Source organism: Caballeronia sp. SL1002, from assembly GCF_057814995.1.
Window position 1 is genome coordinate 254909 of record NZ_JBYMUW010000004.1, and the last position, 25351, is coordinate 280259.

A 25351-nucleotide genomic window follows, 5' to 3' on the forward strand; every position below is an offset into this window, starting at 1 on the left:
CCAAAGCCTTGTATCGCGGAGTTTCAGGGTAAATACCGAAATTTCGGATCAAGCGAAGCGTTGTAGGATGACGTATGATTTCACATGCGTCGCGCACCTGCGTCGCCACAGACCGATTCAGGACAGAATTCATGGAACAGTCTCCGCTTTACATTCGCGTCCATCCGAATGACAACGTCGCCATCGTCGTGAACGACGGCGGGTTGTCGGAAGGCGCCGTCTTCTCCGATGGCATCGTGCTCCGCGAGCGCGTACCGCAAGGTCACAAGGTTGCGCTCGCCGATCTCGCCGAGGGCGACGAAGTGATCCGCTATAACGTGGTGATCGGCTATGCGCTCAAACCGCTGCCGAAGGGAAGCTGGATCAACGAGCACGTGATCCGCATGCCGAGCCCGCCCGGACTCGTCGATCTGCCGATCGCCACGGTCAAGCCGCCGGTCATGGAACCGCTCGAAGGATTCACGTTCGAGGGTTATCGCAATGCGGACGGATCGGTCGGCTCGCGCAACATCCTCGCCATCACGACAACCGTCCAGTGCGTGGCCGACGTGGTCGAGCACGCGGTCAAGCGCATCAAGTCCGAACTCCTGCCGCGCTATCCGAATGTGGACGACGTCGTCGGACTCGGCCACACCTATGGATGCGGCGTGGCGATCGACGCGCCGGACGCGATGGTCCCGATCCGCACCGTGCGCAATATCAGCCTGAACCCGAATTTCGGCGGCGAAGTAATGATGGTGAGCCTCGGCTGCGAGAAATTGCAGCCGGAACGGCTGATGCCGCCCGGCACGATCCCGATCGCCAACGCATCGGACGATGTCGCGGATATCGGCAATGTCGAAGGCAATAGCAACGGCGACGTCGTCGTGCTGCAAGACGAAGCGCACGTCGGCTTTCAGTCGATGATCGTCTCCATCATGAAGATGGCCGAAGGGCACCTCGCGCGGCTGAACAACCGCCGGCGCGAGACGTGTCCCGCGTCGGATCTGGTGATCGGCGTGCAGTGCGGCGGCAGCGACGCGTTTTCGGGACTCACGGCGAATCCGGCGGTCGGTTACGCGACCGACCTGCTGGTGCGCGCGGGCGCGACCGTGATGTTCTCGGAAGTGACCGAGGTACGCGACGGCGTGGATCAACTGACCAGCCGCGCCGCGAACGCCGATGTCGCGCAGGCGATCATCCGCGAAATGCAGTGGTACGACGATTATCTGAAGCGCGGCGGCGCCGACCGCAGCGCGAACACGACGCCGGGCAACAAGAAGGGCGGATTGTCGAACATCGTCGAAAAGGCGATGGGGTCGATCATAAAATCCGGCAACTCGGCCATTTCAGGCGTGATCTCGCCGGGCGAGAAAGTGCGGCAGAAGGGCTTGATCTACGCGGCTACGCCGGCGAGCGATTTCATCTGCGGCACGCTGCAGCTCGCGGCGGGCATCAATTTGCACGTCTTCACGACCGGACGCGGCACGCCGTATAGCCTCGCCGAAGTGCCGGTCATCAAGATGGCGACGCGTTCTGATCTCGCGCGCCGCTGGCACGATTTGATGGATATCGACGCCGGCCGTATCGCCACGGGCGAAGCGAGTATCGAGGATGTCGGCTGGGAATTGTTTCGCCTGATGCTCGAGGTCGCGAGCGGGCGCCGCCAGACGTGCGCCGAAAAACTGAAGCTGCACAACGCGCTCGTATTGTTCAATCCGGCGCCGGTGACCTGATGAGATTCGGTCGGCGCGTCGCACGATTGCCGTGCGCCGCGCCGGTTTTGGTCACATCCGTATTCGGGCTCGGATAGAATGACGCGCTTTTGCGTGCTCGCCCATGTGGTTCAAAAACCTCCAGCTTCATCGACTGCCCGCGCCGTGGGCCGTGACTCCCGAACAAATCGAAAAGTGGCTTGCGCCGCACGCGTTCCAGCCGGGCAACAGCGTCGACATGCAAAGCCACGGTTGGGCTTCGCCGCGTGATAACGGCGCGCTCGTTCACGCACTCAATCGCCAGTTGCTACTTGTTTTCCGTGCCGAGAAAAAGTTGCTGCCCGCGTCGGTCGTCACGCAGGTGACGAAAGCGCGCGCGCTCGAACTCGAAGATCAGCAGGGCTTCAAGCCCGGCCGCAAGCAGATGCGCGAACTCAAGGAGCAAGTGACCGACGAGCTTTTGCCGCGCGCATTCAGCATCCGGCGCGACACGCGCGTGTGGATCGATACGCAAAACGGCTGGCTCGCGATCGACGCGGCGTCGCCGACCGTCGCCGACGAAGTTCGCGGACTGCTCGTGAAATCGATCGATCGTTTGCCGCTCGGCACCTTGCGCGTCGCGCGCGCGCCGGTGTCGGCGATGACCGACTGGCTTTTGTCCGGCGACGCGCCTGCGGGCTTCACGCTCGACCAGGACACGGAACTGCGCTCGTCGGGCGAGGGCAACGCGACGGTGCGTTACGTCGGCCAGTCGCTCGAAACCGACGACGTGCGACGCCACATCGAGTCGGGCAAGCAGTGCATGCGGCTCGCGATGACCTGGGATGATCGCGTGTCGTTCGTGCTGACGCCGTCGTTGACGCTCAAGCGCGTGACGCCGCTCGACGTCATCAAGGAAGCCGCCGATCCGACTGCGCAAGGCGACGACGAACGCTTCGACTCGGACTTCACGCTGATGACGGCAGAGCTCACGCGCATGTTTTCCGACCTGGCCGATGCGCTCGGCGGCGAGTTGACGGACGCCGCGGCGGCCTGATATTGCGCTTCGTTTTCGGTCATTCGCCGGCCTCGAAAAGTTTTTTGAGAAAAGCGCTTGACCGAATGAAAACGGGTCTTCATAATTCGCCTCCTTCCTGAAGCGGAAGACGCGAAAAGCGAAGCAGCTCTAGCGAATGTTCTTTAAAAACTAACAGCCGATAAGTGTGGGCGCTTGATCGCGACGTTGGACCGGATTTTCGGATCTGGTTTGAAGCGAAAGTATCAAGTCTCACACTAGTATTAAGGTAGGTTTTGAGTATCGAAAGATAAGCAGGATCTGTCAGTACGTTGAGTGAGCGACCGGTTCTTAATTGAACCGAAAAACAGTAACAGGCATTGAACTGAAGAGTTTGATCCTGGCTCAGATTGAACGCTGGCGGCATGCCTTACACATGCAAGTCGAACGGCAGCACGGGAGTAATCCTGGTGGCGAGTGGCGAACGGGTGAGTAATACATCGGAACGTGTCCTGTAGTGGGGGATAGCCCGGCGAAAGCCGGATTAATACCGCATACGATCTACGGAAGAAAGCGGGGGATCTTCGGACCTCGCGCTATAGGGGCGGCCGATGGCAGATTAGCTAGTTGGTGGGGTAAAGGCCTACCAAGGCGACGATCTGTAGCTGGTCTGAGAGGACGACCAGCCACACTGGGACTGAGACACGGCCCAGACTCCTACGGGAGGCAGCAGTGGGGAATTTTGGACAATGGGCGAAAGCCTGATCCAGCAATGCCGCGTGTGTGAAGAAGGCCTTCGGGTTGTAAAGCACTTTTGTCCGGAAAGAAAACCTCTTGGATAATACCTGAGGGGGATGACGGTACCGGAAGAATAAGCACCGGCTAACTACGTGCCAGCAGCCGCGGTAATACGTAGGGTGCGAGCGTTAATCGGAATTACTGGGCGTAAAGCGTGCGCAGGCGGTTCGTTAAGACAGATGTGAAATCCCCGGGCTTAACCTGGGAACTGCATTTGTGACTGGCGAGCTAGAGTATGGCAGAGGGGGGTAGAATTCCACGTGTAGCAGTGAAATGCGTAGAGATGTGGAGGAATACCGATGGCGAAGGCAGCCCCCTGGGCCAATACTGACGCTCATGCACGAAAGCGTGGGGAGCAAACAGGATTAGATACCCTGGTAGTCCACGCCCTAAACGATGTCAACTAGTTGTTGGGGATTCATTTCCTTAGTAACGTAGCTAACGCGTGAAGTTGACCGCCTGGGGAGTACGGTCGCAAGATTAAAACTCAAAGGAATTGACGGGGACCCGCACAAGCGGTGGATGATGTGGATTAATTCGATGCAACGCGAAAAACCTTACCTACCCTTGACATGGTCGGAACCCTGGTGAGAGCTAGGGGTGCTCGAAAGAGAACCGATACACAGGTGCTGCATGGCTGTCGTCAGCTCGTGTCGTGAGATGTTGGGTTAAGTCCCGCAACGAGCGCAACCCTTGTCCTTAGTTGCTACGCAAGAGCACTCTAAGGAGACTGCCGGTGACAAACCGGAGGAAGGTGGGGATGACGTCAAGTCCTCATGGCCCTTATGGGTAGGGCTTCACACGTCATACAATGGTCGGAACAGAGGGTCGCTAAGCCGCGAGGTGGAGCCAATCCCAGAAAACCGATCGTAGTCCGGATCGCAGTCTGCAACTCGACTGCGTGAAGCTGGAATCGCTAGTAATCGCGGATCAGCATGCCGCGGTGAATACGTTCCCGGGTCTTGTACACACCGCCCGTCACACCATGGGAGTGGGTTTTACCAGAAGTGGCTAGTCTAACCGCAAGGAGGACGGTCACCACGGTAGGATTCATGACTGGGGTGAAGTCGTAACAAGGTAGCCGTATCGGAAGGTGCGGCTGGATCACCTCCTTTCTCGAGCTCAAGACGTCAACGTTGAGCGCTCACGCTTATCGGCTGTAAGAAGACAGGCTAAGGGTCTGTAGCTCAGTTGGTTAGAGCACCGTCTTGATAAGGCGGGGGTCGTTGGTTCGAATCCAACCAGACCCACCATGACACGCGAAACGCAATGCGTGTTGTGCGGACCCTCAAGCGACATGGTAATAGGGGGATTAGCTCAGCTGGGAGAGCACCTGCTTTGCAAGCAGGGGGTCGTCGGTTCGATCCCGTCATCCTCCACCAATCTTCAATGCACAGGGTTTGCCATTCGGGTGAATGGTTTTGAATCTTGTGCATTGGCGATTGAGCCAGTCAGAGGATATTAATTATTTAATATCGGCTGCACGTTCTTTAACAATCTGGAAGAAGTAGTAAAGAGATTCACGAAAGCATACTTAGAGATGGGTGTGTGAGTAGGTGGATCAGGGTTGTGATTGTATCAAAGTATGAAAAGGTAATCGAAAGATTGCTTTGGAATACGGCGCAACACGAATACTCAACCTATGGCGTTGTGGCGAAGTTCCCTACGGGGACACGGAGACACACTCGTTATAGGGTCAAGCGAACAAGTGCATGTGGTGGATGCCTTGGCGATCACAGGCGATGAAGGACGCGGTAGCCTGCGAAAAGCTACGGGGAGCTGGCAAACGAGCTTTGATCCGTAGATGTCCGAATGGGGAAACCCACTCCTAATGGAGTATCCATGACTGAATACATAGGTCATGCGAAGCGAACGCGGTGAACTGAAACATCTAAGTAACCGCAGGAAAAGAAATCAACCGAGATTCCCAGAGTAGTGGCGAGCGAAATGGGATCAGCCTGTACTCTTTATCTTCATTGTTAGTCGAAGGCTCTGGAAAGTGCCGCCATAGCAGGTGATAGCCCTGTAGACGAAAACAGCGAGGAAGAACTAGGTGTACGACAAGTAGGGCGGGACACGTGAAATCCTGTCTGAAGATGGGGGGACCATCCTCCAAGGCTAAATACTCGTGATCGACCGATAGTGAACCAGTACCGTGAGGGAAAGGCGAAAAGAACCCCGGGAGGGGAGTGAAATAGATCCTGAAACCGCATGCATACAAACAGTCGGAGCCTCGTAAGGGGTGACGGCGTACCTTTTGTATAATGGGTCAGCGACTTACGTTCAGTAGCAAGCTTAACTGATTAAGGCAGGCGTAGCGAAAGCGAGTCCGAATAGGGCGTTCAGTTGCTGGGCGTAGACCCGAAACCAAGTGATCTATCCATGGCCAGGTTGAAGGTGCGGTAACACGTACTGGAGGACCGAACCCACTAACGTTGAAAAGTTAGGGGATGAGCTGTGGATAGGGGTGAAAGGCTAAACAAACTTGGAAATAGCTGGTTCTCTCCGAAAACTATTTAGGTAGTGCCTCGTGTATCACCTTCGGGGGTAGAGCACTGTCATGGTTGTGGGGTCCATTGCGGATTACTACGCCATAGCAAACTCCGAATACCGAAGAGTGCAATCACGGGAGACAGACATCGGGTGCTAACGTCCGGTGTCAAGAGGGAAACAACCCAGACCGCCAGCTAAGGTCCCAAAGATTGGCTAAGTGGGAAACGAAGTGGGAAGGCTAAAACAGTCAGGAGGTTGGCTTAGAAGCAGCCATCCTTTAAAGAAAGCGTAATAGCTCACTGATCGAGTCGTCCTGCGCGGAAGATGTAACGGGGCTCAAGCCAGTCACCGAAGCTGCGGATGCATATTTATATGCATGGTAGGAGAGCGTTCCGTAAGCCTGCGAAGGTGCATTGAAAAGTGCGCTGGAGGTATCGGAAGTGCGAATGCTGACATGAGTAGCGATAAAGGGGGTGAAAAGCCCCCTCGCCGTAAGCCCAAGGTTTCCTACGCAACGTTCATCGGCGTAGGGTGAGTCGGCCCCTAAGGCGAGGCAGAAATGCGTAGCTGATGGGAAGCAGGTTAATATTCCTGCACCATTGTTAGATGCGATGGGGGGACGGATCGCGGAAGGTTGTCCGGGTGTTGGAAGTCCCGGTCCTTGCATTGGAGAAGGCGCTTAGGCAAATCCGGGCGCGGAATTCAAGGGTGTGAGGCCATTCACTTAGGTGAAGAAGCAATCGGAAGTGGTTCCAAGAAAAGCCTCTAAGCTTCAGTCTAACAAGACCGTACCGCAAACCGACACAGGTGGGCGAGATGAGTATTCTAAGGCGCTTGAGAGAACTCGGGAGAAGGAACTCGGCAAATTGGTACCGTAACTTCGGGATAAGGTACGCCCTTGTAGCTTGACTGGCCTGCGCCAGGAGGGTGAGAGGGTTGCAATAAACTGGTGGCTGCGACTGTTTAATAAAAACACAGCACTCTGCAAACACGAAAGTGGACGTATAGGGTGTGACGCCTGCCCGGTGCCGGAAGATTAAATGATGGGGTGCAAGCTCTTGATTGAAGTCCCGGTAAACGGCGGCCGTAACTATAACGGTCCTAAGGTAGCGAAATTCCTTGTCGGGTAAGTTCCGACCTGCACGAATGGCGTAACGATGGCCACACTGTCTCCTCCCGAGACTCAGCGAAGTTGAAGTGTTTGTGATGATGCAATCTCCCCGCGGCTAGACGGAAAGACCCCATGAACCTTTACTGTAGCTTTGCATTGGACTTTGAACCGATCTGTGTAGGATAGGTGGGAGGCTATGAAACCGGAACGCTAGTTTCGGTGGAGCCGTCCTTGAAATACCACCCTGGTTTGTTTGAGGTTCTAACCTTGGCCCGTGATCCGGGTCGGGGACAGTGCATGGTAGGCAGTTTGACTGGGGCGGTCTCCTCCCAAAGTGTAACGGAGGAGTACGAAGGTACGCTAGGTACGGTCGGAAATCGTGCTGATAGTGCAATGGCATAAGCGTGCTTAACTGCGAGACCGACAAGTCGAGCAGGTGCGAAAGCAGGTCATAGTGATCCGGTGGTTCTGTATGGAAGGGCCATCGCTCAACGGATAAAAGGTACTCTGGGGATAACAGGCTGATACCGCCCAAGAGTTCATATCGACGGCGGTGTTTGGCACCTCGATGTCGGCTCATCTCATCCTGGGGCTGTAGCCGGTCCCAAGGGTATGGCTGTTCGCCATTTAAAGAGGTACGTGAGCTGGGTTTAAAACGTCGTGAGACAGTTTGGTCCCTATCTGCCGTGGGCGTTGGATATTTGAAGGGGGCTGCTCCTAGTACGAGAGGACCGGAGTGGACGAACCTCTGGTGTACCGGTTGTCACGCCAGTGGCATCGCCGGGTAGCTATGTTCGGAAGAGATAACCGCTGAAAGCATCTAAGCGGGAAACTCGCCTTAAGATGAGATATCCCTGGGGCTTCGAGCCCCTTGAAGGGTCGTTCTAGACCAGGACGTTGATAGGTCAGGTGTGGAAGTGCAGTAATGCATTAAGCTAACTGATACTAATTGCCCGTAAGGCTTGATCCTATAACCAGTGTGTTTTACGTCATGAGTGAGTCCTGTAGCGCTTACTCAGGACCACCCCCGAAGGGGGTACGTCATGCACACCCAGGTTGAGATTAAGTGTTGTGCCCAATACAAGCACAGCCCAAGTAACACCAGTAACACCGAACGCGTTTAACCTGCGCAGTTCGACTACTTCTTCCCAGATTGGTTGTGGACGTTTCTCCCAAGAAACGACGCAACAACAAGTCATGCCTGATGACCATAGCGAGTCGGTACCACCCCTTCCCATCCCGAACAGGACCGTGAAACGACTCTACGCCGATGATAGTGCGGGTTCCCGTGTGAAAGTAGGTAATCGTCAGGCTCCTTATGCAGTATCGCCTAAACCCCACCCCGAAAAGGTGGGGTTTTTGCGTTTCAGTGCGCGTCTAAACCAGAGCGCCCGCGACGCCTTTACCGCGAAGAGTTAATCGCGATTTCGAATGCGTTGGACGTCTCGCGCAAACCCGCCCATGACGCCGGCAAAGATCCCGACCAGCGTACCGCGCGCAAAACGGCCTCGTCCCATTGTCCGTTCTCGCTCGATCGAGCGAGTCGCGCCGACAACAATTCTCCCGACGACGAATAGCGCACGCTGACAACCGTCTCCAGCCCCTTAGGCGCACCCATCAAGACAGCGTTCGCGCGCACACGGTCCTTCAGATGTTCGATGGCAGCCGCATTCTCATCCGATGAAATCTGCACGCGATCGGACACGCGACTGCTCGATCGCGCCATCCCCACGTCGGCGGAAAGCTCATCGGAGGGAGGTGCTGCGGGCACGGGAACCGGTGCGAAATGGATCGCGAGGATCAACATCGTGATTAGCCCGGCAATCGTCGAACTTCCCGACACGCGCGACGATCGACTGGCGTGAGTGCGTCGCCGGGAACCGGAAATCGTGCTCTCGCGATAATCGCCGGACTGCGCTTCGTATGACATAGCAGCATCGCCAGCGAGCGACCGATCGTAAGCGCGGCGTCGAATGGAATCGCCGAGAATCGCATACGCGGCGTTGAGCGCGCACATCACGTGCGTCGCGTCGGGGCTTGCGTTTCGGTCGGGATGATAGCGTTGACTGAGCGCGCGATAAGCGGCCTTGATGACCTCGGGCGGTGCGTCGCGGGCGACTTGCAGATCGTCGTAGTGAGTTTGCATTGTCAGTCTCGGCGCGGTGAACGCGCGAATCGCGTGTGCGAGCTGGCAATCGACGGGACGTGCGAATGCCGTTAAACGAACTAACGGCACTTTTGGGAAAAGCTTGAGTGCGCCGTGCGGCGCGAGAGAACTAAGGAGACGAAGCGGGATCAGGCGAACCCGATCTCCCTTGCAATGATCGAAGCGTGTGCGCTCAGGCGCAGCGGCGACAAGAAGAAGTTGAGAGCCGCTCGACGTTGAGGCTGCGGAGCGGCCCGAACATCGAGCGAGCGAATAGGTCGGCTAATTGCTTAAGCCGAAACCGAACCGGCTTCCGGCGCACTCGATTCGGCGCGGACTTCCGCTCCCGGCACAACCGCCTTCTTAGTGGCTACCTTCTTGGCGACCTTCGCTGTCGCCTTCTTTGCAGTCGCCTTCTTCGCGGCTGCCTTCTTTGCAACGACCTTCTTCGCAACGACCTTCTTTGCAGCCACTTTCTTCACGGCGGCTGCCTTCTTCGCGGGCGCTTTTTTCACTGCGGCGGTTTTCTTCGCCGCCGTCTTCTTGGTTGCGGCCTTCGCGGAGTCCGCAGAGCTTTCGACGGCATTCGCGTCGATCAAGAACTTCGTGCGGTCGCGCACATCCTTGATCCACGCCGGCGGACGAGCCCAGCCACTCCACGTTTCGCCGGTCTTCGGGTTGCGATACTTGGCGGGCAACTTACCTTTGGCTTCCGAAACCTTAGCGTCTTTGCGTTTGGTCGCGGGCAGCGCGGCGGTCTTTGCCGGACGACCAACCCGCTTTTTGTCAGCCTTATGCGATTCGATATCCGCCGTCGTGAGGCCATGCTTTTCCATCAGCGAACGAATGTCATTCAGAACCGCTTGAGCTTGACGGGCGATCATTGCCTCGGCCTGCGCCTGCAACTTCTTCATCTTTACCTGGATTTGTTCGAGCGTCGGCATTTTGGCCTCCTTAAGGGGAACTGACCGCACTATGCCATGGGCCTCTCTGATTGGCGAGTGGCGTTTTTAAGCCTGAAGTTTGCTAAGACACGTAATGCACGATTAATACGGCTAATCGAAAGAGTTGAAAACCATTTGTCGAGGCTAACGCTCCCGCTAACAACGTTGCGACAGCGCGATTGCCTCAATCATTATTCGTATGCCTCATTCTTTTTGCATCAATGGCTTAGCGAAGTAATGCGCAGGTTACCCACAGCGCTATCCACGGTTTCTGTGGATAAGCCGGGACTAGCAAACCAAGGGATCAGCGAATATTCCGGCTGCCCGCGCGCTGTTCAGTTGCGAGCCAGTCGGCTAGCAGATTCGGCACGCGCGGCAACGCATGCGGCCAGTGGACGATCTCTTTGGCGAGCTGAGCGACGACGCCATGCCGGCCGAATTGATCGGCGGCCAGACGCCCGATCACTTTGCGCGCGATCCGCGATACATCGATGCCCGGCGCAAGCTCTCGCGCCATGCTTTCGATCCGTTCGACCGAGCGTGAGAGCAACGCCGCGCGCGATGCGATGCCGGCGTGCGCGTCGCTATTCGCGTGTTCGAGCGTACCGTTCGCCAGCGCGCCGAACAGATCGGCGACGGGCGCGGTCCGCGCAGTCGACGATGCCGCAAAGCGTTCGGCCTCACGCCGGTACGTCGCCTCGACCTTCACCACACGGTGCGCTTCGGCGTCGGCGGAACGGCCGTGTTCCATATGCTCGCGCGCGGCCGCCTTGTGATCGCCGCGAAAAAGCGCATCCGATGCCAGCACGAGAAAGTCGCGCTCATGCGCCGCGAAGAACGCAACCGGTGTATCGGCGTCGAGCACGATCCGTCCCAGTGTCGCCGGCTCGATACTGACTCGCGCGCCGGTTGCATCGAGTCCCGCGTGATAGACGCCCGCACTCATCGCCATTTCGAAAAACGCTTCGATCAAAGTCGCGATCAGATCGGCCTGCACGAGGCCGTGCGCGCTTAGCGCGGCTTCGTCGGCTAGCCGCACGCCAGAAATTGCGCGTGTCGTCAGTACGGTGTCGTTACAGAAATCCCAAAGCACTTCGGCCACGACCAAGCGGTTGTCCTCGCGTAGCTTGTAGCGCAAATAGCTTTGGTCCGCCGCACGTTGCCGCAAGTCGAGCATCGCGCCGATCGACACCGACGCGCGTTCCACCAAGGCAGCGACATGCAGCGCGCGTGCGTGAATCGAATATCGCTCGGCTAAGCGCGCGGCCTTGAGCGCGAGTTCGAGATCGTCGGTGAGATGGCTGCGCGTCTTGCCGTTAATGAGCGTGACACGAACGGGCGTCTTGCCGATGCGCGCCGTGTGCGTCTGTTCAGCGATCCCGCAACGCAGCGGCGTGTCGCTTAACGCGTCGATCGTGGCTAAAGCGGGCAAAGCCGTTTGCAGCGTGCGGCGAAATTCGTCCGCTGAATGCGGCGCCGATAGCGATGTGTACTCGTCGAGCGCGACGCGAACGGCGGTCTCCGCTAAGGCAGGATGCCGCTCGACCGCGCGCGACGCCTGATCCATCACGGCCGACAAATGCAGCAGGATCGGCGCGCGTGCAAGCGATGCGGGGTCTGCGGCGCTCCGATGCGTGCCGATGGCGCGTAGCACGCGCCGCGAAGCGGTATCGCCTGCGTCGATGCGACTCTCACGCGCAAAGCTTGCGGCGAGACGCCAATAAGTCGCCAAGCGTCGCATGTTCATTGCCTTGGCGGCTGGCCCGTCGTTTTATCGTTGCCGGGGTTCGCCGGTTGCGAATTCGACCGGTTCGGATCGCTTGCGTTGTCGCGGCTGGACGGGTCCTTTTGTTTCGACACCGTGCCTTCTTGCGAACGATTGACGCTCTCGGTCTGCAACAACTTCTTCGTCCGGTCGTTCAATTCCGCGTGGCTTACTGATGGAAGCCAGCACGCGCAAAGAAGCACGCCTGCGCCTAAAGTCTGCTTGTTCATCGTCGTCTCCAGGCGCGGTACGTGCCGCACTTTTATTTCGCGGTGTCCGGGAAGTCGGCACCCAGCGTGGTCGATTCCCAAGTATCGAAATCGTTTCGCAACGTCTCCAGCTTCTTGCGCGCGAGTTCGAGCGCGGTCTTGCCGAGCAAGAGGCGCAGCGGTGGCGTGTCGGACAGCGCGGCGTCGATAATCGCCTGCGCCGCGCGCACCGGATCGCCCGCCTGATTGCCGCTGCGCGCCGCTGTCTGACGCCGCCGCTCGCCGGCGGTTGCGTCGTAATCGTCGATACGTGTGGCCGATTCCTTAATGGACGGCCCCGCCCAGTTCGTGCGGAACGGTCCCGGTTCGACGATCATCACGTCGATCCCGAGCGGCTTCACTTCCTGCGCAAGCGATTCCGACAGGCCTTCCACTGCGTACTTCGTGCCGTGATAGTAGCCGGTTGCGGCAAAGCTCGCGATTCCGCCAATGGACGAAACGTTGACGATAAGGCCGCTGCGCTGTTCACGCATGAGCGGCAGCACGGCCTTTGTCGCATCGATAAGACCGAACACGTTGGTCTCGAACATCGCGCGGACGGCGTCGTCCTCGCCTTCCTCGATCGCGGCGAGATAGCCGTAGCCCGCGTTATTGACGAGCGCATCGATACGTCCGAACCGCTCGTGCGCTTTCTTCACCACCTCGTCGATCTGCTCGCGGCGCGTCACGTCGAGCGGCAGCGCAAGCGCGCTGTCTTCGTGGCCGGCGACAATATCCGCCACCTTCGATACATCGCGCGCCGTGACGACGGCACGCCATCCGCGTTCGAGCACGAGCCGGGCAAGTTCACGGCCGAAGCCGGTCGAGCAACCGGTAATCAGCCAGACGGGTTTATCGCGATTCATCATCTTGAGCACCTTTCATGGAGGAAAGTGAAACTGCGAGCAACGGGCATACCTGTCGAACAAGAAAGTGAAACTGCGAGCAACGGACATACCTGTCGAACGGCTGACGCGGCAATATTCCATCGCGCATGAGCGCACGACGCCGGGAAATGGCACATTAAGAGGGTACTTCAATCGACAGAAAATGCCATGACTGAACCGATCACGACGCATCTCGGTAGTTGCCATTGCGGCGCGGTGCGTTTCGCGATCACCGCGCGCATCGAGGAATTGACGACCTGCGACTGCTCGCTTTGCGCGAAGAAGAACGCGCTGATGACGAAGGTGCATGAAAGCCAGTTGACGATCGTGCAAGGCAGCGAATGTCTAACGTGCTACGAATGGAATACGCGGCGCGCGAAGCATTATTTCTGCTCGCGCTGCGGGATCTACACGTTTCATCGGAAGCGCGCCGCGCCGGATCATTTCGGCGTCAACGTGCGCTGCCTCGATCACTTCGATCCATCCACCGTGCCGGTACGCATGACACCGGGCGCGTGCATGTCGGTGGTCGATGAGAACCCGCGCGAGGAATGGCCGGGTCCGCGCGAATGAAATCAGGCGCGCATCGCGAGCGATTCGAGGTAGGCGGAGGGATCGCTGCCGTCCCATCTCGCGCCGCCGTAAAGACGGTCGGCGCGGATAGCGGGCGCGAGCGGAACGCCGACCGCGGCGGCGGCCTCGGCGTAAAGCTCGGTCTGGTTGATGCCGGCGGCTGTCGCGGCGTCGCCATCGTCGTTGCCGCGCAGCATGCCCCAACGGCGGAATTGCGTCAGGAACCAGAGTCCATCCGACGGTCGCGGATAATTCACCGCGCCGTCGTCGAAAAATTTGACCGGAAGCGGCGGCGCTGAAAGATGCGCGGAATCGTAAAGTCCAACGAGACGCGGCTCGATCAGCGAGCGCTCCACACCGATCAACTCAGGCGCAGCGAGCCAGCCAGCAATATCGCGGCGATGCTCGGTGCTATCGAGCCAGCGGCACGCTTCGAGCAGCGTCGCGACGAGCGCGCGCGCGGTATTGGGATACAGCGCCGTGAAGTCGCGCCGGCTCGCGAGCACCTTCTCCGGATGATCCGGCCAGATTTCGCTGGTCAACGCGACGGTGCGGCCCGCGCCCTGCGATTCGGCGACCGCATTCCACGGCTCGCCCGCGCAAAAGCCGTCGAGCTGACCGGACGCCAGCGCCTCGACCATCTGCGGCGGCGGAATCACGACGCTCCTGATATCGCGCAGCGGATGCACGTTTTGCGCCGCGAGCCAGTAATACAGCCACATCGCGTGCGTGCCGGTCGGGAACGTCTGCGCGAAAACCGGCGGACGTCCGAGCGCGGCGAGCGTCTCGCGCAGATTGCCGGTCGTTTGCAACGCATCGGCGAGTTCGTTGGAAAGCGTAATGGCCTGGCCGTTGCGGTTCAGGACCATCAAGACCGCCATCTCCGCCCGCGGTCCGCCGATACCGAGTTGCACGCCATACGGCAGCCCGTAAAGCGCATGCGCCGCGTCGATTTCGCCTGACAGCAGCTTGTCGCGCACCGCCGCCCACGAAGGCTGACGGCACAATTCCAGCGTGATGCCGTGGGCATGTCCGAGTTCGAGCATGCTCGCGACGGCCAGCGGCGCGGCATCGCTCAACGCGACGAAGCCGAGCCGCACATGCGTGCGCTCGGGGCGGGCGGTGTCGAGTGGAGCGGGATACGGCGTGTTCATGTCGTGCGGTTATCCGATTAGATCAGCCATCGCGATCAGCTGGCGCGCCACCTCGGCGACTTTCAAACCTTCGTTCATCGCGCGTTTGCGCAACGTCGCATAAGCGTCCTGTTCGGTCATCTTGCGCCGGTCCATCAGAAGCCGCTTCGCGCGATCGACGACCTTCCGGTCGGCCAGTTCACCTTCAACGTCGGCAAGACGCTTGCGCAACTGCGCTTCGTGCGCGAACCGCGCGAGCGCGACTTCGAGAATAGGCGCGAGCCGTTCAGCCGCCAGCCCTTCCACCAGATACGCCGTCACGCCCGCGCCGACCGCCGCGCGGATGAACTGGTGATCGGCGTCGTTGCTGAACATCAGCACGGGGCGCGGCGCGGTCTGGTTCATCACCGCGAGCTGTTCGAGCGTGTCGCGCGAAGGCGATTCCGCGTCGATGATCACGACGTCCGGCCGCTGTTCCTCCACAACGCGCGGAAGTTCTGCAGGCGCGGCCACTTCCGCGAGCATGTCGTAGCCGAGGCGCGCGAGCGCCTGACGCAGATCGCCGATGGGCTTGTCGGTATCGGTGACAAGAAGCACGCGAAGCATGAAGTGGACGCCCGTGAATTTACGCCGACGCGCGGCCGGAAGGCGCGCGCGGCATGACTGAAAGTATATCGGCGCGGGCGAGTTGCTTCATGCGGCTCGTGCGCCGGAGACTTCATGAGCAAATTCACGCGCCTCGCCAATCGCATTGCCGATCAGGATCACCGCCGGACTGCCGAGGCCCGCGCGCGCGGCATCGTCGGCGATGTGCGCGAGCGTGCCGAGAACGCGCCGCTCTTCGGGCGTGCCGGCCCATTGCACGACGGCCGCTGGCGTGGTCGCCGGCAGCGCGGCGAGCAACGCGCCGCACAAACGCTCGATCCGGCTCATGCCCATGTAGATCGCGAGCGTCGTGCCGCTCGCGGCGAGCGCGGCCCAGTCGGGATCGCTGTGATCCTGCGCGTGCGCCGTGACGAACGTGACGCCCTGGCAATGGTCGCGATGGGTCAGCGAAATGCCGAGGCTGTTGGCCGCCGCGAATCCCGACGAGATACCGTTGACGATCGCCACCTCGATGCCCGCGTCGCGCAGATAAGTCATCTCCTCGCCCGCGCGGCCGAAAAGCAGCGCATCGCCGCCTTTGACGCGCACGACGTGCAGCCCTTGTTGCGCGTATCGGCGCATCAGACGCTGAATGAACGCTTGCGGCGTCGAGCGGCATCCGCCGCGTTTGCCCACGCGAATCACGCGCGCGTTCGGTGCGAGCGTCACGATGTCCGCGTTCGCGAGATCGTCGAGCAGCACGATATCCGCGATGGCCAGCGCTTTCGCGGCCCGGATCGTCAGCAGATCCAGATCGCCGGGACCTGCGCTGAGAAGAGTGACTTTTCCGGTTGTCATCGTGATGTCCTGTTTCCTGAAGGGCGGCTGCGTAATCGAGGTCTTGCAGTTCGCGAAGGACACGCAAAAACGGCGTCCGCTCGTATCTGCACGAGGGGACGCCGTTGTCCTGGATTGCTAATTCGGTAATGAACGCGCCGACGCCATTGCCAGGCACGCACGACCCTAAACGCAAAATCCGGACCACGCGATAAAGGTCGTTTTCGCCAGGTCGGCGCACTGCGCGTGTGCGAAATCGCGCAACGCATGCACGATTCTGGCGCGATGCGCATCGCGTTCGTGCAATCCGATAAAAATACATCGCGATCCTAACGAATAAATTGATTCACCGGACGAAGACCCGTTCGCACGGCGTTAGTGCCGCGTCGCACCATCGTCGTGCTGGCGCGCATCAAAAAGCGACGCGCGCTCGGCTCGGGAAAATCGGCCGAGCACGCGGAGATCCTTACGCAGCAAGCGTTACCCGGAATACGCCGCGCATGGCATGGGGCTTGCCTTAATAGCCGTGCGAGCCAACGGCGGCTCGACGGAATTCGAGCAGCTTCATATCGGCAGTATGGACAACGGCGTCCCCGGACATGGTCATTCGATCACGTTCGCGGGACGCCTTTTTGTTTTCTGGACCCCGCAAAATGATCGAAAACAAGGCTACCCGCATCGACCTGTTCAGTCTGCGCACCGCGCCGATGCGCGCGTTTCATCTGACCTGGATGGCGTTCTTCGTCTGTTTCTTCGCCTGGTTCGCGTGCGCGCCGCTCATGCCGCTCATCAAGCGCGAATTTCATCTCTCGGCCGATCAGGTCGCGAACATCAATATCGCGGCAGTCGCGATCACCATTCTCGTGCGGCTGATCGTCGGGCCGCTTTGCGATCGCTTCGGGCCGCGCAAGGTGTATTGCGCGCTGCTGGTCGCGGGCGCGTTTCCGCTCTTCGGCGCGGCGCTGTCGCATAGCTACGAAAGCTTTCTGCTGTGCCGTCTCGGGATCGGCGCGGTCGGCGCGAGCTTCGTGATTACGCAGTACCACACGAGCGTCATGTTCGCGCCGAATGTCGTCGGCACGGCCAACGCGGCGAGCGCGGGCTGGGGCAATGCGGGCGCGGGCGCGGCGCAGGCGCTCGTGCCGCTGATGCTGGCCGCGATCGTCGCGTTCGGCGTGACGGAACCGTCGGCGTGGCGTCTCACGCTCGTCGCGCCGGGTCTCGCGATGCCGCTGATGGCGATCCTTTACTGGCGCTTCACGCAAGATTGCCCGCAAGGCAATTATGCGGAACTGCGCGCACAAGGCATCACCGTCGATGGCGGCAAGAAAGGCGGCTGGGCGAGCTTTCGCGCGGCATGCGCGAACTATCGCGTGTGGATGCTGTTCGTGACCTACGCGGCGTGTTTCGGCGTGGAAGTGTTCATCCACAACATCGCGGCGATCTACTACGTCGATCACTTCAAGCTTTCGCTGGCGTCGGCGGGCATGGCGGCGGGCAGTTTCGGCCTGCTCGCGCTGTTCGCCCGCGCGCTCGGCGGCTGGCTCTCCGACAAAGCCGCCGCGCGCCGCGGACTCGACATCCGCGCGACGCTGCTCTTCGCGATGATCGCGGGCGAAGGCCTCGGTCTCGTGTGGTTTTCACATGCGGAAAGCGTCGCGCTCGCAGTGGTCGCGATGCTGACGTTCGGCCTTTTCACCCACATGGCGTGCGGCGCGACTTACGCGCTCGTACCGTTCATCGACCGCAAGGCGCTTGGCGGCGTCGCCGGGATTATCGGCGCGGGCGGCAATGTCGGCGCGGTCGCGGCGGGCTTCTTGATGAAAGGCGTGGGCAGCGTTCAGCAGACGCTTTCGCTGCTCGGCGTGCTGGTCACGGTATCGGCGGTCTGCGCGCTGGCCGTGCGCTTCAGCGCGGAGCACAAGGAACGCGAGGCCGCCTTGCGCGATCAGGCGCTGGGCATCGGCCGCAGTGTCGCTAACGTCGCTAATTAAAGGAGTTCAGTCATGAAGATCGTCGTTATCGGCCACGGCATGGTGGGCCACAAATTTCTCGAAAGCCTGGCAGAAGGGCGCACCGAGCCGCTCGACGTCACGGTGCTCTGCGAAGAGCCGCGTCCGGCCTACGACCGCGTGCATCTGTCGGAATTTTTCGCGGGCAAGTCGGCGGACGATCTGTCGCTCGTCGAAGCGGGATTCTTCGAGCGCGAAAACGTTCTGCTGAAACTCAACGCAAAAGCGGTCGCCATCGATCGCGCCGCACACACGGTAGCGGTTTCCACCGGCGAAGTGCTGTCCTACGACAAGCTCGTGCTCGCGACCGGTTCGTATCCGTTCGTGCCGCCGGTCCCGGGCCACGACCGCGAGCGCTGTTTCGTCTACCGCACGATCGAAGATCTCGTCGCGATGAAGGCGTGCGGCGCGCTGTCGAAGACGGGCACGGTGATCGGCGGCGGCTTGCTCGGGCTGGAATGCGCGAAGGCGCTGCGCGACATGGGGCTTGAAACGCATGTCGTGGAATTCGCGCCGCGCCTGATGGCGGTGCAGGTGGACGACGGCGGCGCACGCATGCTGCGCACGAAGATCGAGGCGCTCGGCGTGACGGTCCACACGCATAAGAACACGCTGGAAATCGCAGATGGCGAGACCGCCGCGAACCGCATGCAGTTCGCGGACGGCACGCATCTCGATACCGACATGATCGTGTTTTCCGCGGGCATTCGTCCCCGTGACGAAATCGCGCGCGCGGCCGGGCTCGAAGTGGGCGCGCGAGGCGGGATCGTGATCGACAACGCATGCCGCACGAGCGACGCCGATATCTACGCGATCGGCGAGTGCGCGCTCTGGAGCGGACAAGTGTTCGGACTGGTTGCGCCGGGCTACGACATGGCGCGCGTCGCGGCGAAGCAGATTCTCGGCGGCGAAAGCGCGTTCCTGGGCGCGGATATGAGCACGAAGTTGAAGCTCATGGGCGTGGACGTGGCGAGTCTCGGCGATCCGCACGGCAAGACGCCGGAAAGCCGCACGTACCAGTTCAGCGACGACGGCAAGCAGATCTACAAGAAACTGGTGGTGTCGGGATGCGGCAAGTTTCTGCTCGGCGGTGTGCTGGTAGGCGACGCGAACGAATACGGCACGCTGCTCCAGATGATGCTGAACCGTATCGAGTTGCCTGCATCGCCGGAATTTCTCATTTTGCCGCAAGCCGACGGCTCGGCGAAGCCCGCGCTCGGTGTCGAAGCGCTGCCGGCCGCCGCGCAGATCTGCTCGTGCAACGATGTGTCGAAGGCGCAGATTTGCGAGGCCGTGTGCGCGGGCGCGACGACCATCGGCGCGATCAAGACCGCGTGCAAGGCGGGCAGTTCCTGCGGCGGTTGCGTGCCGCTCGTCACGCAAGTGATGAAAGCGGAGATGAAGAAGCAAGGCCTTGCGGTGAATAACCACTTGTGCGAACACTTCGCGTATTCGCGGCAGGAGCTTTATCACATCGTGCGCGTGGAGGGCGTGAAGACTTTCGGCGCGCTGCTCGCGAAACATGGCAACGGTTTGGGCTGCGATATCTGCAAGCCGGCGGTCGCGGGCATTCTGGCTTCGTGCTGGAACGAATTCGTGCTGAAGAAAGAGCACGCGTCGCTGCAGGATTCCAACGACTACTTCCTCGCCAACATCCAGCGCGACGGCACGTATTCGGTCGTGCCGCGCATGGCCGGCGGCGAAGTCACGCCGGATGGATTGATCGCGGTCGGACAGGTCGCGAAGAAGTACGGCCTCTACACCAAGATCACCGGCGGCCAGCGCGTGGACATGTTCGGCGCGCGCGCGGAGCAATTGCCGCTCATCTGGGAAGAACTGATCGCGGCGGGATTCGAATCCGGCCATGCCTACGGGAAAGCGCTGCGCACCGTGAAGTCGTGCGTCGGATCGACGTGGTGCCGTTTTGGCGTGGGCGATTCCGTCGGCCTCGCGGTCGAACTGGAGAACCGCTACAAGGGCTTGCGCACGCCGCACAAGATCAAGTTCGGCGTATCGGGCTGCACGCGCGAATGTGCGGAAGCGCAGGGCAAAGACGTCGGCGTGATCGCCACCGAAACGGGCTGGAACCTATACGTGTGCGGCAACGGCGGCATGAAGCCGCGCCACGCGGAACTGCTCGCGTCGAATCTGGATCACGCGACGCTCGTGCGGTTGATCGACCGTTTCCTGATGTTCTATGTCCGCACCGCCGACCGGCTGCAACGCACGAGCGTGTGGCGCGACAACCTCGAAGGCGGGCTTGCCTATCTGCAGGATGTCGTGGTGAACGACCGCCTAAGCATCGCGAGTGAACTGGAAACCGAGATGCAGCAGGTAGTGGACAGCTACGAATGCGAGTGGAAAAAGGCCGTGACCGATCCCGAAACGCGCAAGCGTTTCCGCCACTTCGTGAATAGCGAGAAGGGCGACGAGAACGTGACGTTCGTCGAGGAACGCGGCCAGATTCGTCCGGCCACGCTTGATGAGCGCCAGTCGATGCGCGCGCCGATCATGCTCGCCGTCGAGACCGTCTGACCTTTTCCCGGAGACCACCATGACCCAGCAATGCGCCGATGAAGCATGGACCCGAGTGTGCGCACTCGGCGATATCGTCCCGAATACCGGCGTCTGCGCGCTCGTCGATGGACGCCAGGTGGCCGTATTCCACGTGATCGCCGGCGAAAGCCGCGTGTTCGCCATCGCCAACTACGATCCGAACTCGAACGCCGCCGTCCTTTCGCGCGGGCTTGTCGGCAATCTGGGGGAGCGGATCGTCGTTGCGTCGCCGATCTACAAGCAGCACTTCGACTTGCGCACCGGCGAGTGCCTCGAAGCGCCGGCGCATTCGGTCGATACCTTCGCGACCCGCGTCGAGGATGGCTTCGTCTGGATCGCGGCTTGACCGCGTGCACGCTACGAGAGGCGAACGGCGCATGACGGAGAAAACGGTCAAGAGCGTGTGCCCGTATTGCGGCGTCGGCTGCGGCATGGTGTTGCACGTCGAGAACGAGCGGGTCGTGAAGATTTCGGGCGACCGCGAGCATCCGGCGAATTTCGGGCGGCTCTGCACCAAGGGATCGTCGGCGCACGTCGCGTTGCGCCAGTCCGGACGGCTCGAACGCGCGTTCGTCCGGCGTGAGCGCGGCTGCGATCTGACGCCGTTGCCGATGTCGCAAGCCATCGCCGATGCCGCCCGCCGCCTGCGCGCGACGATCGACACGCACGGCCCGGATGCGCTCGCGTTCTACGTTTCCGGGCAGATGTCGATTGAAGCGCAGTACCTCGTCAACAAGCTCGCGAAGGGCTTCGTTCGCACGCGGCATATCGAGTCGAATTCGCGGCTCTGCATGGCGAGCGCGGGCAGCGGCTACAAGCTGTCGCTCGGCGCGGATGGCCCGCCGGGCTCGTACGAGGATATCGATCGAGCCGATGTGTTCCTCGTCACCGGCGCGAACATGGCGGACTGCCATCCGATCCTGTTCCTGCGCGTGATGGACCGCGTGAAGGCGGGCGCGAAGCTGATCGTCGTCGATCCGCGCCGCAACGCCACCGCCGACAAGGCGAGCCTCTTCATGCAGATTCGGCCCGGCACCGATCTCGCGCTGCTCAACGGCCTGCTTTATCTGATCCATGAAAACGGTCACACGAACGCGGATTTCATCGCGGAATCGACCGAAGGCTGGGACGCGATGCCCGCGTTTCTCAGCGATTACACGCCCGACAAGGTCGCCGCCATCACCGGCATTCCCGAAGCGGACATTCGACGCGCGGCGCAGTGGATCGGCGAGGCGCCGGAATGGATGAGCTGCTGGACGATGGGCCTGAACCAGAGCACGCACGGCACCTGGAACACGAACGCCATCTGCAACCTGCACCTCGCGACGGGCCGGATCTGCCGCCCGGGCAGCGGCCCGTTCTCGCTGACGGGCCAGCCCAACGCGATGGGCGGCCGCGAGATGGGCTACATGGGACCGGGCTTGCCGGGACAGCGCTCGGCGCTGGTTGCGGCCGACCGCGAGTTTGTCGAAGCGTTGTGGCAGGTCCCGGCGGGCACGATCCGCGCGGACGGCGGAGCGGGCACCGTGGACATGTTCGCGCGCATGGCGGCGGGCGATATCAAGGCGTGCTGGATCATCTGCACGAATCCGGCGGCGAGCGTCGCGAATCGGCAGAACGCGATTGCCGGTTTGCAGGCGGCCGAACTGGTGATCGCGCAGGACGCGTTCCTCGATACCGAGACCAACCGCTACGCCGATATCCTCTTGCCCGGCGCGTTGTGGGCCGAGGGCGAAGGCGTGATGATCAACTCCGAGCGCAACATGACGCTCATGCAAAAAGCCATCGATCCACCCGGCGACGCGATGCCCGACTGGCAGATCATCGCGCGCGTGGCGGCAGAAATGGGCTACGCGGACGCATTCGATTACGCGTGCGCCGAAGACGTGTTCGCGGAAATCGCGCGCTTTTCGAACCCGAACACCGGCTACGATCTGCGCGGCGCGAGCCACGCGCGTTTGCGTGAAACGCCGCTGCAATGGCCGTGTCCGCCGTCGCAATCGGGCGACCGCAATCCGGTGCGCTATCTCAACGACGGCGTGAGCCAGCCGCTGTTGATCGCGCCGGGCGGCACGCGTCCCAGGCTCGTATTTCCGACGCCGACCGGACGCGCCGTCTTCTTCGCGCGTCCGCACGTCGCGGCGAGCGAAATGCCGGACGGCGAATTTCCCATCGTGCTGAATACGGGCCGTTTGCAGCATCAGTGGCACACCATGACCAAGACCGGCAAGGTCGCCATGCTGAACAAGCTGAATCCCGCGCCGTTCGTCGAACTGCATCCCGAAGATGCCGCCGCGCTCGGCATTTCAGCGGGCGACAGCGCCGAAATCCGCTCGCGCCGGGGCCGCGCGGTGCTGCCTGCCGTCGTGACGGATCGCGTGAATGCAGGCACCTGCTTCGCGCCGATGCACTGGAACGACGTGTTCGGCGAAGACCTTTGCGTGAACGCCGTCACGAACGACGCCGTGGACCCGGTTTCGCAGCAGCCCGAGTTCAAGTTCTGCGCGGTCGCGTTGACGCGCGTGGCGGCGGCGGTCGCAGCGCCCGAAACCGCGCCCGGCACGGCGCCTCTTCAGGAAACAGACATGCCGCATATCGACGCCCTCGCGCGCCTGCTCGACCTGGGCGATTTCACGCCGCCGCGTCTCAGCGATGCGGAACGGCTTTACGTGGGCGGGTTTATCGGCGGGTTGCGCTCGGCGGAAGGCGCGCGTGCCGATGGCGTGCCAGTCCTGCCGCCCGGCGCGCCGCTCGCGCCCGCCGCACGGATGTGGATCGACGGTACGCTTGCCGGGCTTTATAGCCGCGCGTTTCCCCAAAGTACGCCTGCGCTGAAGGAACCCGAATCCGCCGAATCGAACGCGCTGCGGATCGTCCACGCACGGCCGAAAGTCACGTTGCTGTGGGCTTCGCAGACAGGCAATATCGAGTCGCTGACCGAGGATTACGCCACGCAATTGATGCAATCCGGCTTCGAGATCCGCACCGCCGCGATGGCCGATTTCGACGTCTCCGCGCTCGCGAAGTCGCAATACGTATTGCTGATGTCGAGCACCTTCGGCGACGGCGATCCACCCGACAACGGCGTCGAATTCTGGCGCGCGTTGTCGGCGGTGAGCGCGCCGCGTCTCGAAGGCGTGCGCTTTTCCGTGCTCGCGTTCGGCGACCCCAACTACGACGATTTCTGCGCGCACGGCCGCAAGCTCGATACGCGCTTCGCGGAACTCGGCGCGGTGCGGCTGACGCCGCGCGTCGATTGCGATACCGACTTCCAGCGCGCCGCCGATGCATGGCTCGCGCGCGTCGTCGAGCGGATCGACGCGGCGGACGCCGAACTCCACGCCATTCCCGAAGGCGGCATGATTCCCGGCGGCGTGCCCGGCAGCGCGCCGACCAAGGCGCATCCCGCGTCCGCGCGGCTGGTCGCGAATCAGCGCCTTAACCAGTCCGGCGCGAACAAGGACACGCGCTACGTCGCGTTCTCGACCGGCGATTCCGCGCTCGAATACGAGGCGGGCGACGCGCTTGGCGTCTGGCCGACCAACTGTGCGTCGCTGGTGGATGAACTGATCGACCTCACCGGCGCGCGCGCCGATGAAGCGGTGAGCGTGGCGGGCGTCGGTGAAATGCGTCTGCGCGATGCACTCGGCAAGCATTTCGAAATCGCGCGGCCGAGCCATGAGGCGCTCATGCTGATTGCCGGACGCAGCGCGAACCCGGCGTTGCAATCGCTGCTCGGCGACGCGCGCAAGGCCGATCTGAAGCACTGGCTGTGGGGCCAGCAACTCGCCGACGTACTACACGAATTCCCCGCCGCGCTGTCCGCGACGGAACTGGTCGGCGCGCTCAAACGCATGCAGCCCCGGCTTTATTCGATCGCGTCCAGTCCGAAGGCGCACGCGGGCGAGGTGCATCTGACGGTCGCCGCCGTGCGTTATAGCAACGGGCGTCGGGAGCGCAAAGGCGTTTCGTCGACGTTCCTTGCGGACCGCGCGGATGACCTTGCCGTCCCGGTTTTCGTTCAGAAATCGGCGCATTTCCGGCCGCCGCGCAACGGCGATACACCGATGATCATGGTCGGTCCAGGCACCGGCGTCGCGCCGTTTCGCGGCTTTCTGCATGAACGGCTCGCGCGCGGCGACACGGGCCGCAACTGGCTTTTTTTCGGCGAACAGCACGCGGCGACGGACTTCTACTATCGCGACGAATTCGAAACGATGCGCGCGAGAGGACTTCTGACGCGGCTCGACGCGGCGTTTTCCCGCGATCAGGCCGACAAGGTCTACGTGCAGGACCGGATGCGCGAATACGGCGCGCAACTCTGGGCGTGGCTCGACGAAGGCGCGCACTTTTACGTGTGCGGCGACGCGAGCCGGATGGCGAAAGACGTCGACGCTGCGTTGCGAGCAGTGGTCGCGCAGCACGGCGGCATGAAGGACGAAGACGCCGCCGACTACGTGAGCCGTCTCGCCCGCGACAAGCGCTACGTTCGCGACGTGTATTGAGCGATAGCCGCGCGAATTCCCCGAAATGAAACGTTCGCGCCGACTAAAACACGCAGCGAAGTGAAGCCAA

15 protein-coding genes, 2 tRNA genes and 3 rRNA genes are annotated in these 25351 nt (G+C 61.2%); 12 read left to right on the forward strand and 8 right to left on the reverse strand.

Annotation, left to right across the window (positions count from 1 at the left end; translation table 11 throughout):
• Positions 1 to 131: 131 nt before the first annotated feature.
• The 7 genes from garD to rrf all read left to right on the forward strand — a co-directional run bounded on the left by garD (position 132) and on the right by rrf (position 8403).
• Complete coding sequence (gene garD, locus AC3D25_RS22640) at positions 132 to 1715, forward strand: galactarate dehydratase (protein ID WP_488890717.1); 1584 nt, start codon at positions 132 to 134, stop codon at positions 1713 to 1715.
• A gap of 103 nt (positions 1716 to 1818) precedes the next feature.
• Positions 1819 to 2730 carry a recombination-associated protein RdgC gene (locus tag AC3D25_RS22645; protein WP_488890718.1) on the forward strand — a complete coding sequence of 304 codons (912 nt, stop codon included), beginning with the start codon at positions 1819 to 1821 and terminating at the stop codon, positions 2728 to 2730.
• Between the two features lie 340 nt (positions 2731 to 3070).
• Positions 3071 to 4601 (forward strand): 16S ribosomal RNA (locus AC3D25_RS22650).
• A 61-nt stretch (positions 4602 to 4662) separates the two neighbouring features.
• Positions 4663 to 4739 (forward strand) — tRNA-Ile (locus AC3D25_RS22655).
• A gap of 53 nt (positions 4740 to 4792) precedes the next feature.
• Positions 4793 to 4868: transfer RNA gene (locus tag AC3D25_RS22660), tRNA-Ala, on the forward strand.
• Between the two features lie 312 nt (positions 4869 to 5180).
• A 23S ribosomal RNA gene (locus tag AC3D25_RS22665) occupies positions 5181 to 8060 on the forward strand.
• Positions 8061 to 8290: 230 nt separating this feature from the next.
• A 5S ribosomal RNA gene (rrf, locus tag AC3D25_RS22670) occupies positions 8291 to 8403 on the forward strand.
• The 16S, 23S and 5S rRNA genes sit together here with 2 tRNA genes alongside, the layout of an rRNA operon.
• Before the next feature lie 89 nt (positions 8404 to 8492).
• Here rrf and AC3D25_RS22675 read toward each other — a convergent pair.
• From AC3D25_RS22675 to AC3D25_RS22695, 5 genes are all read right to left on the reverse strand, one after another.
• Positions 8493 to 9236 (reverse strand): DnaJ domain-containing protein, encoded by a 744-nt coding sequence (locus AC3D25_RS22675; RefSeq protein WP_488890719.1) that lies wholly within the window; start codon positions 9234 to 9236, stop codon positions 8493 to 8495.
• 290 nt (positions 9237 to 9526) lie between these two features.
• Complete coding sequence (locus tag AC3D25_RS22680; protein ID WP_488890720.1) at positions 9527 to 10180, reverse strand: H-NS histone family protein; 654 nt, start codon at positions 10178 to 10180, stop codon at positions 9527 to 9529.
• Between the two features lie 304 nt (positions 10181 to 10484).
• Positions 10485 to 11921, reverse strand: coding sequence for an AarF/UbiB family protein (locus tag AC3D25_RS22685; protein WP_488890721.1), 1437 nt, complete (start codon positions 11919 to 11921; stop codon positions 10485 to 10487).
• A gap of 2 nt (positions 11922 to 11923) precedes the next feature.
• A complete protein-coding gene (locus tag AC3D25_RS22690) occupies positions 11924 to 12175 on the reverse strand; it encodes a hypothetical protein (protein ID WP_488890722.1) in 252 nt (83 codons plus the stop codon).
• 32 nt (positions 12176 to 12207) lie between these two features.
• Positions 12208 to 13062 carry an oxidoreductase gene (locus AC3D25_RS22695; RefSeq protein ID WP_488890723.1) on the reverse strand — a complete coding sequence of 285 codons (855 nt, stop codon included), beginning with the start codon at positions 13060 to 13062 and terminating at the stop codon, positions 12208 to 12210.
• 186 nt (positions 13063 to 13248) lie between these two features.
• On the opposite strand from AC3D25_RS22695, the gene AC3D25_RS22700 reads away from it, so the two are divergent.
• Positions 13249 to 13653 carry a GFA family protein gene (locus AC3D25_RS22700; protein ID WP_488890724.1) on the forward strand — a complete coding sequence of 135 codons (405 nt, stop codon included), beginning with the start codon at positions 13249 to 13251 and terminating at the stop codon, positions 13651 to 13653.
• Positions 13654 to 13655: 2 nt separating this feature from the next.
• On the opposite strand, the gene AC3D25_RS22705 is transcribed toward AC3D25_RS22700, so the two are convergent.
• The 3 genes from AC3D25_RS22705 to cobA all read right to left on the reverse strand — a co-directional run bounded on the left by AC3D25_RS22705 (position 13656) and on the right by cobA (position 16229).
• Positions 13656 to 14807: a CmpA/NrtA family ABC transporter substrate-binding protein gene (locus tag AC3D25_RS22705; RefSeq protein ID WP_488890725.1), complete on the reverse strand. Its 1152-nt coding sequence runs from the start codon at positions 14805 to 14807 to the stop codon at positions 13656 to 13658.
• A gap of 9 nt (positions 14808 to 14816) precedes the next feature.
• A complete protein-coding gene (locus AC3D25_RS22710) occupies positions 14817 to 15392 on the reverse strand; it encodes an ANTAR domain-containing response regulator (RefSeq protein ID WP_488890726.1) in 576 nt (191 codons plus the stop codon).
• An 87-nt stretch (positions 15393 to 15479) separates the two neighbouring features.
• A complete protein-coding gene (cobA, locus tag AC3D25_RS22715; protein WP_488890727.1) occupies positions 15480 to 16229 on the reverse strand; it encodes a uroporphyrinogen-III C-methyltransferase in 750 nt (249 codons plus the stop codon).
• A gap of 635 nt (positions 16230 to 16864) precedes the next feature.
• Between cobA and AC3D25_RS22720 the strand changes: the two genes are divergently transcribed.
• Genes AC3D25_RS22720 through AC3D25_RS22735 form a run of 4 tightly spaced genes read left to right on the forward strand, consistent with a single transcriptional unit; the run spans position 16865 to position 25281 of the window.
• Positions 16865 to 18202: an MFS transporter gene (locus AC3D25_RS22720; protein WP_488891057.1), complete on the forward strand. Its 1338-nt coding sequence runs from the start codon at positions 16865 to 16867 to the stop codon at positions 18200 to 18202.
• Between the two features lie 12 nt (positions 18203 to 18214).
• The gene (gene nirB, locus AC3D25_RS22725; protein WP_488890728.1) at positions 18215 to 20755 is read left to right on the forward strand and encodes a nitrite reductase large subunit NirB; all 2541 of its coding nucleotides are present in this window, start codon (positions 18215 to 18217) and stop codon (positions 20753 to 20755) included.
• 19 nt (positions 20756 to 20774) lie between these two features.
• Positions 20775 to 21122: a nitrite reductase small subunit NirD gene (gene nirD / locus AC3D25_RS22730; protein WP_488890729.1), complete on the forward strand. Its 348-nt coding sequence runs from the start codon at positions 20775 to 20777 to the stop codon at positions 21120 to 21122.
• Positions 21123 to 21153: 31 nt separating this feature from the next.
• On the forward strand, positions 21154 to 25281 hold the full coding sequence (locus AC3D25_RS22735) for a bifunctional nitrate reductase/sulfite reductase flavoprotein subunit alpha (RefSeq protein ID WP_488890730.1): 4128 nt from the start codon (positions 21154 to 21156) through the stop codon (positions 25279 to 25281).
• Positions 25282 to 25351: the final 70 nt, after the last annotated feature.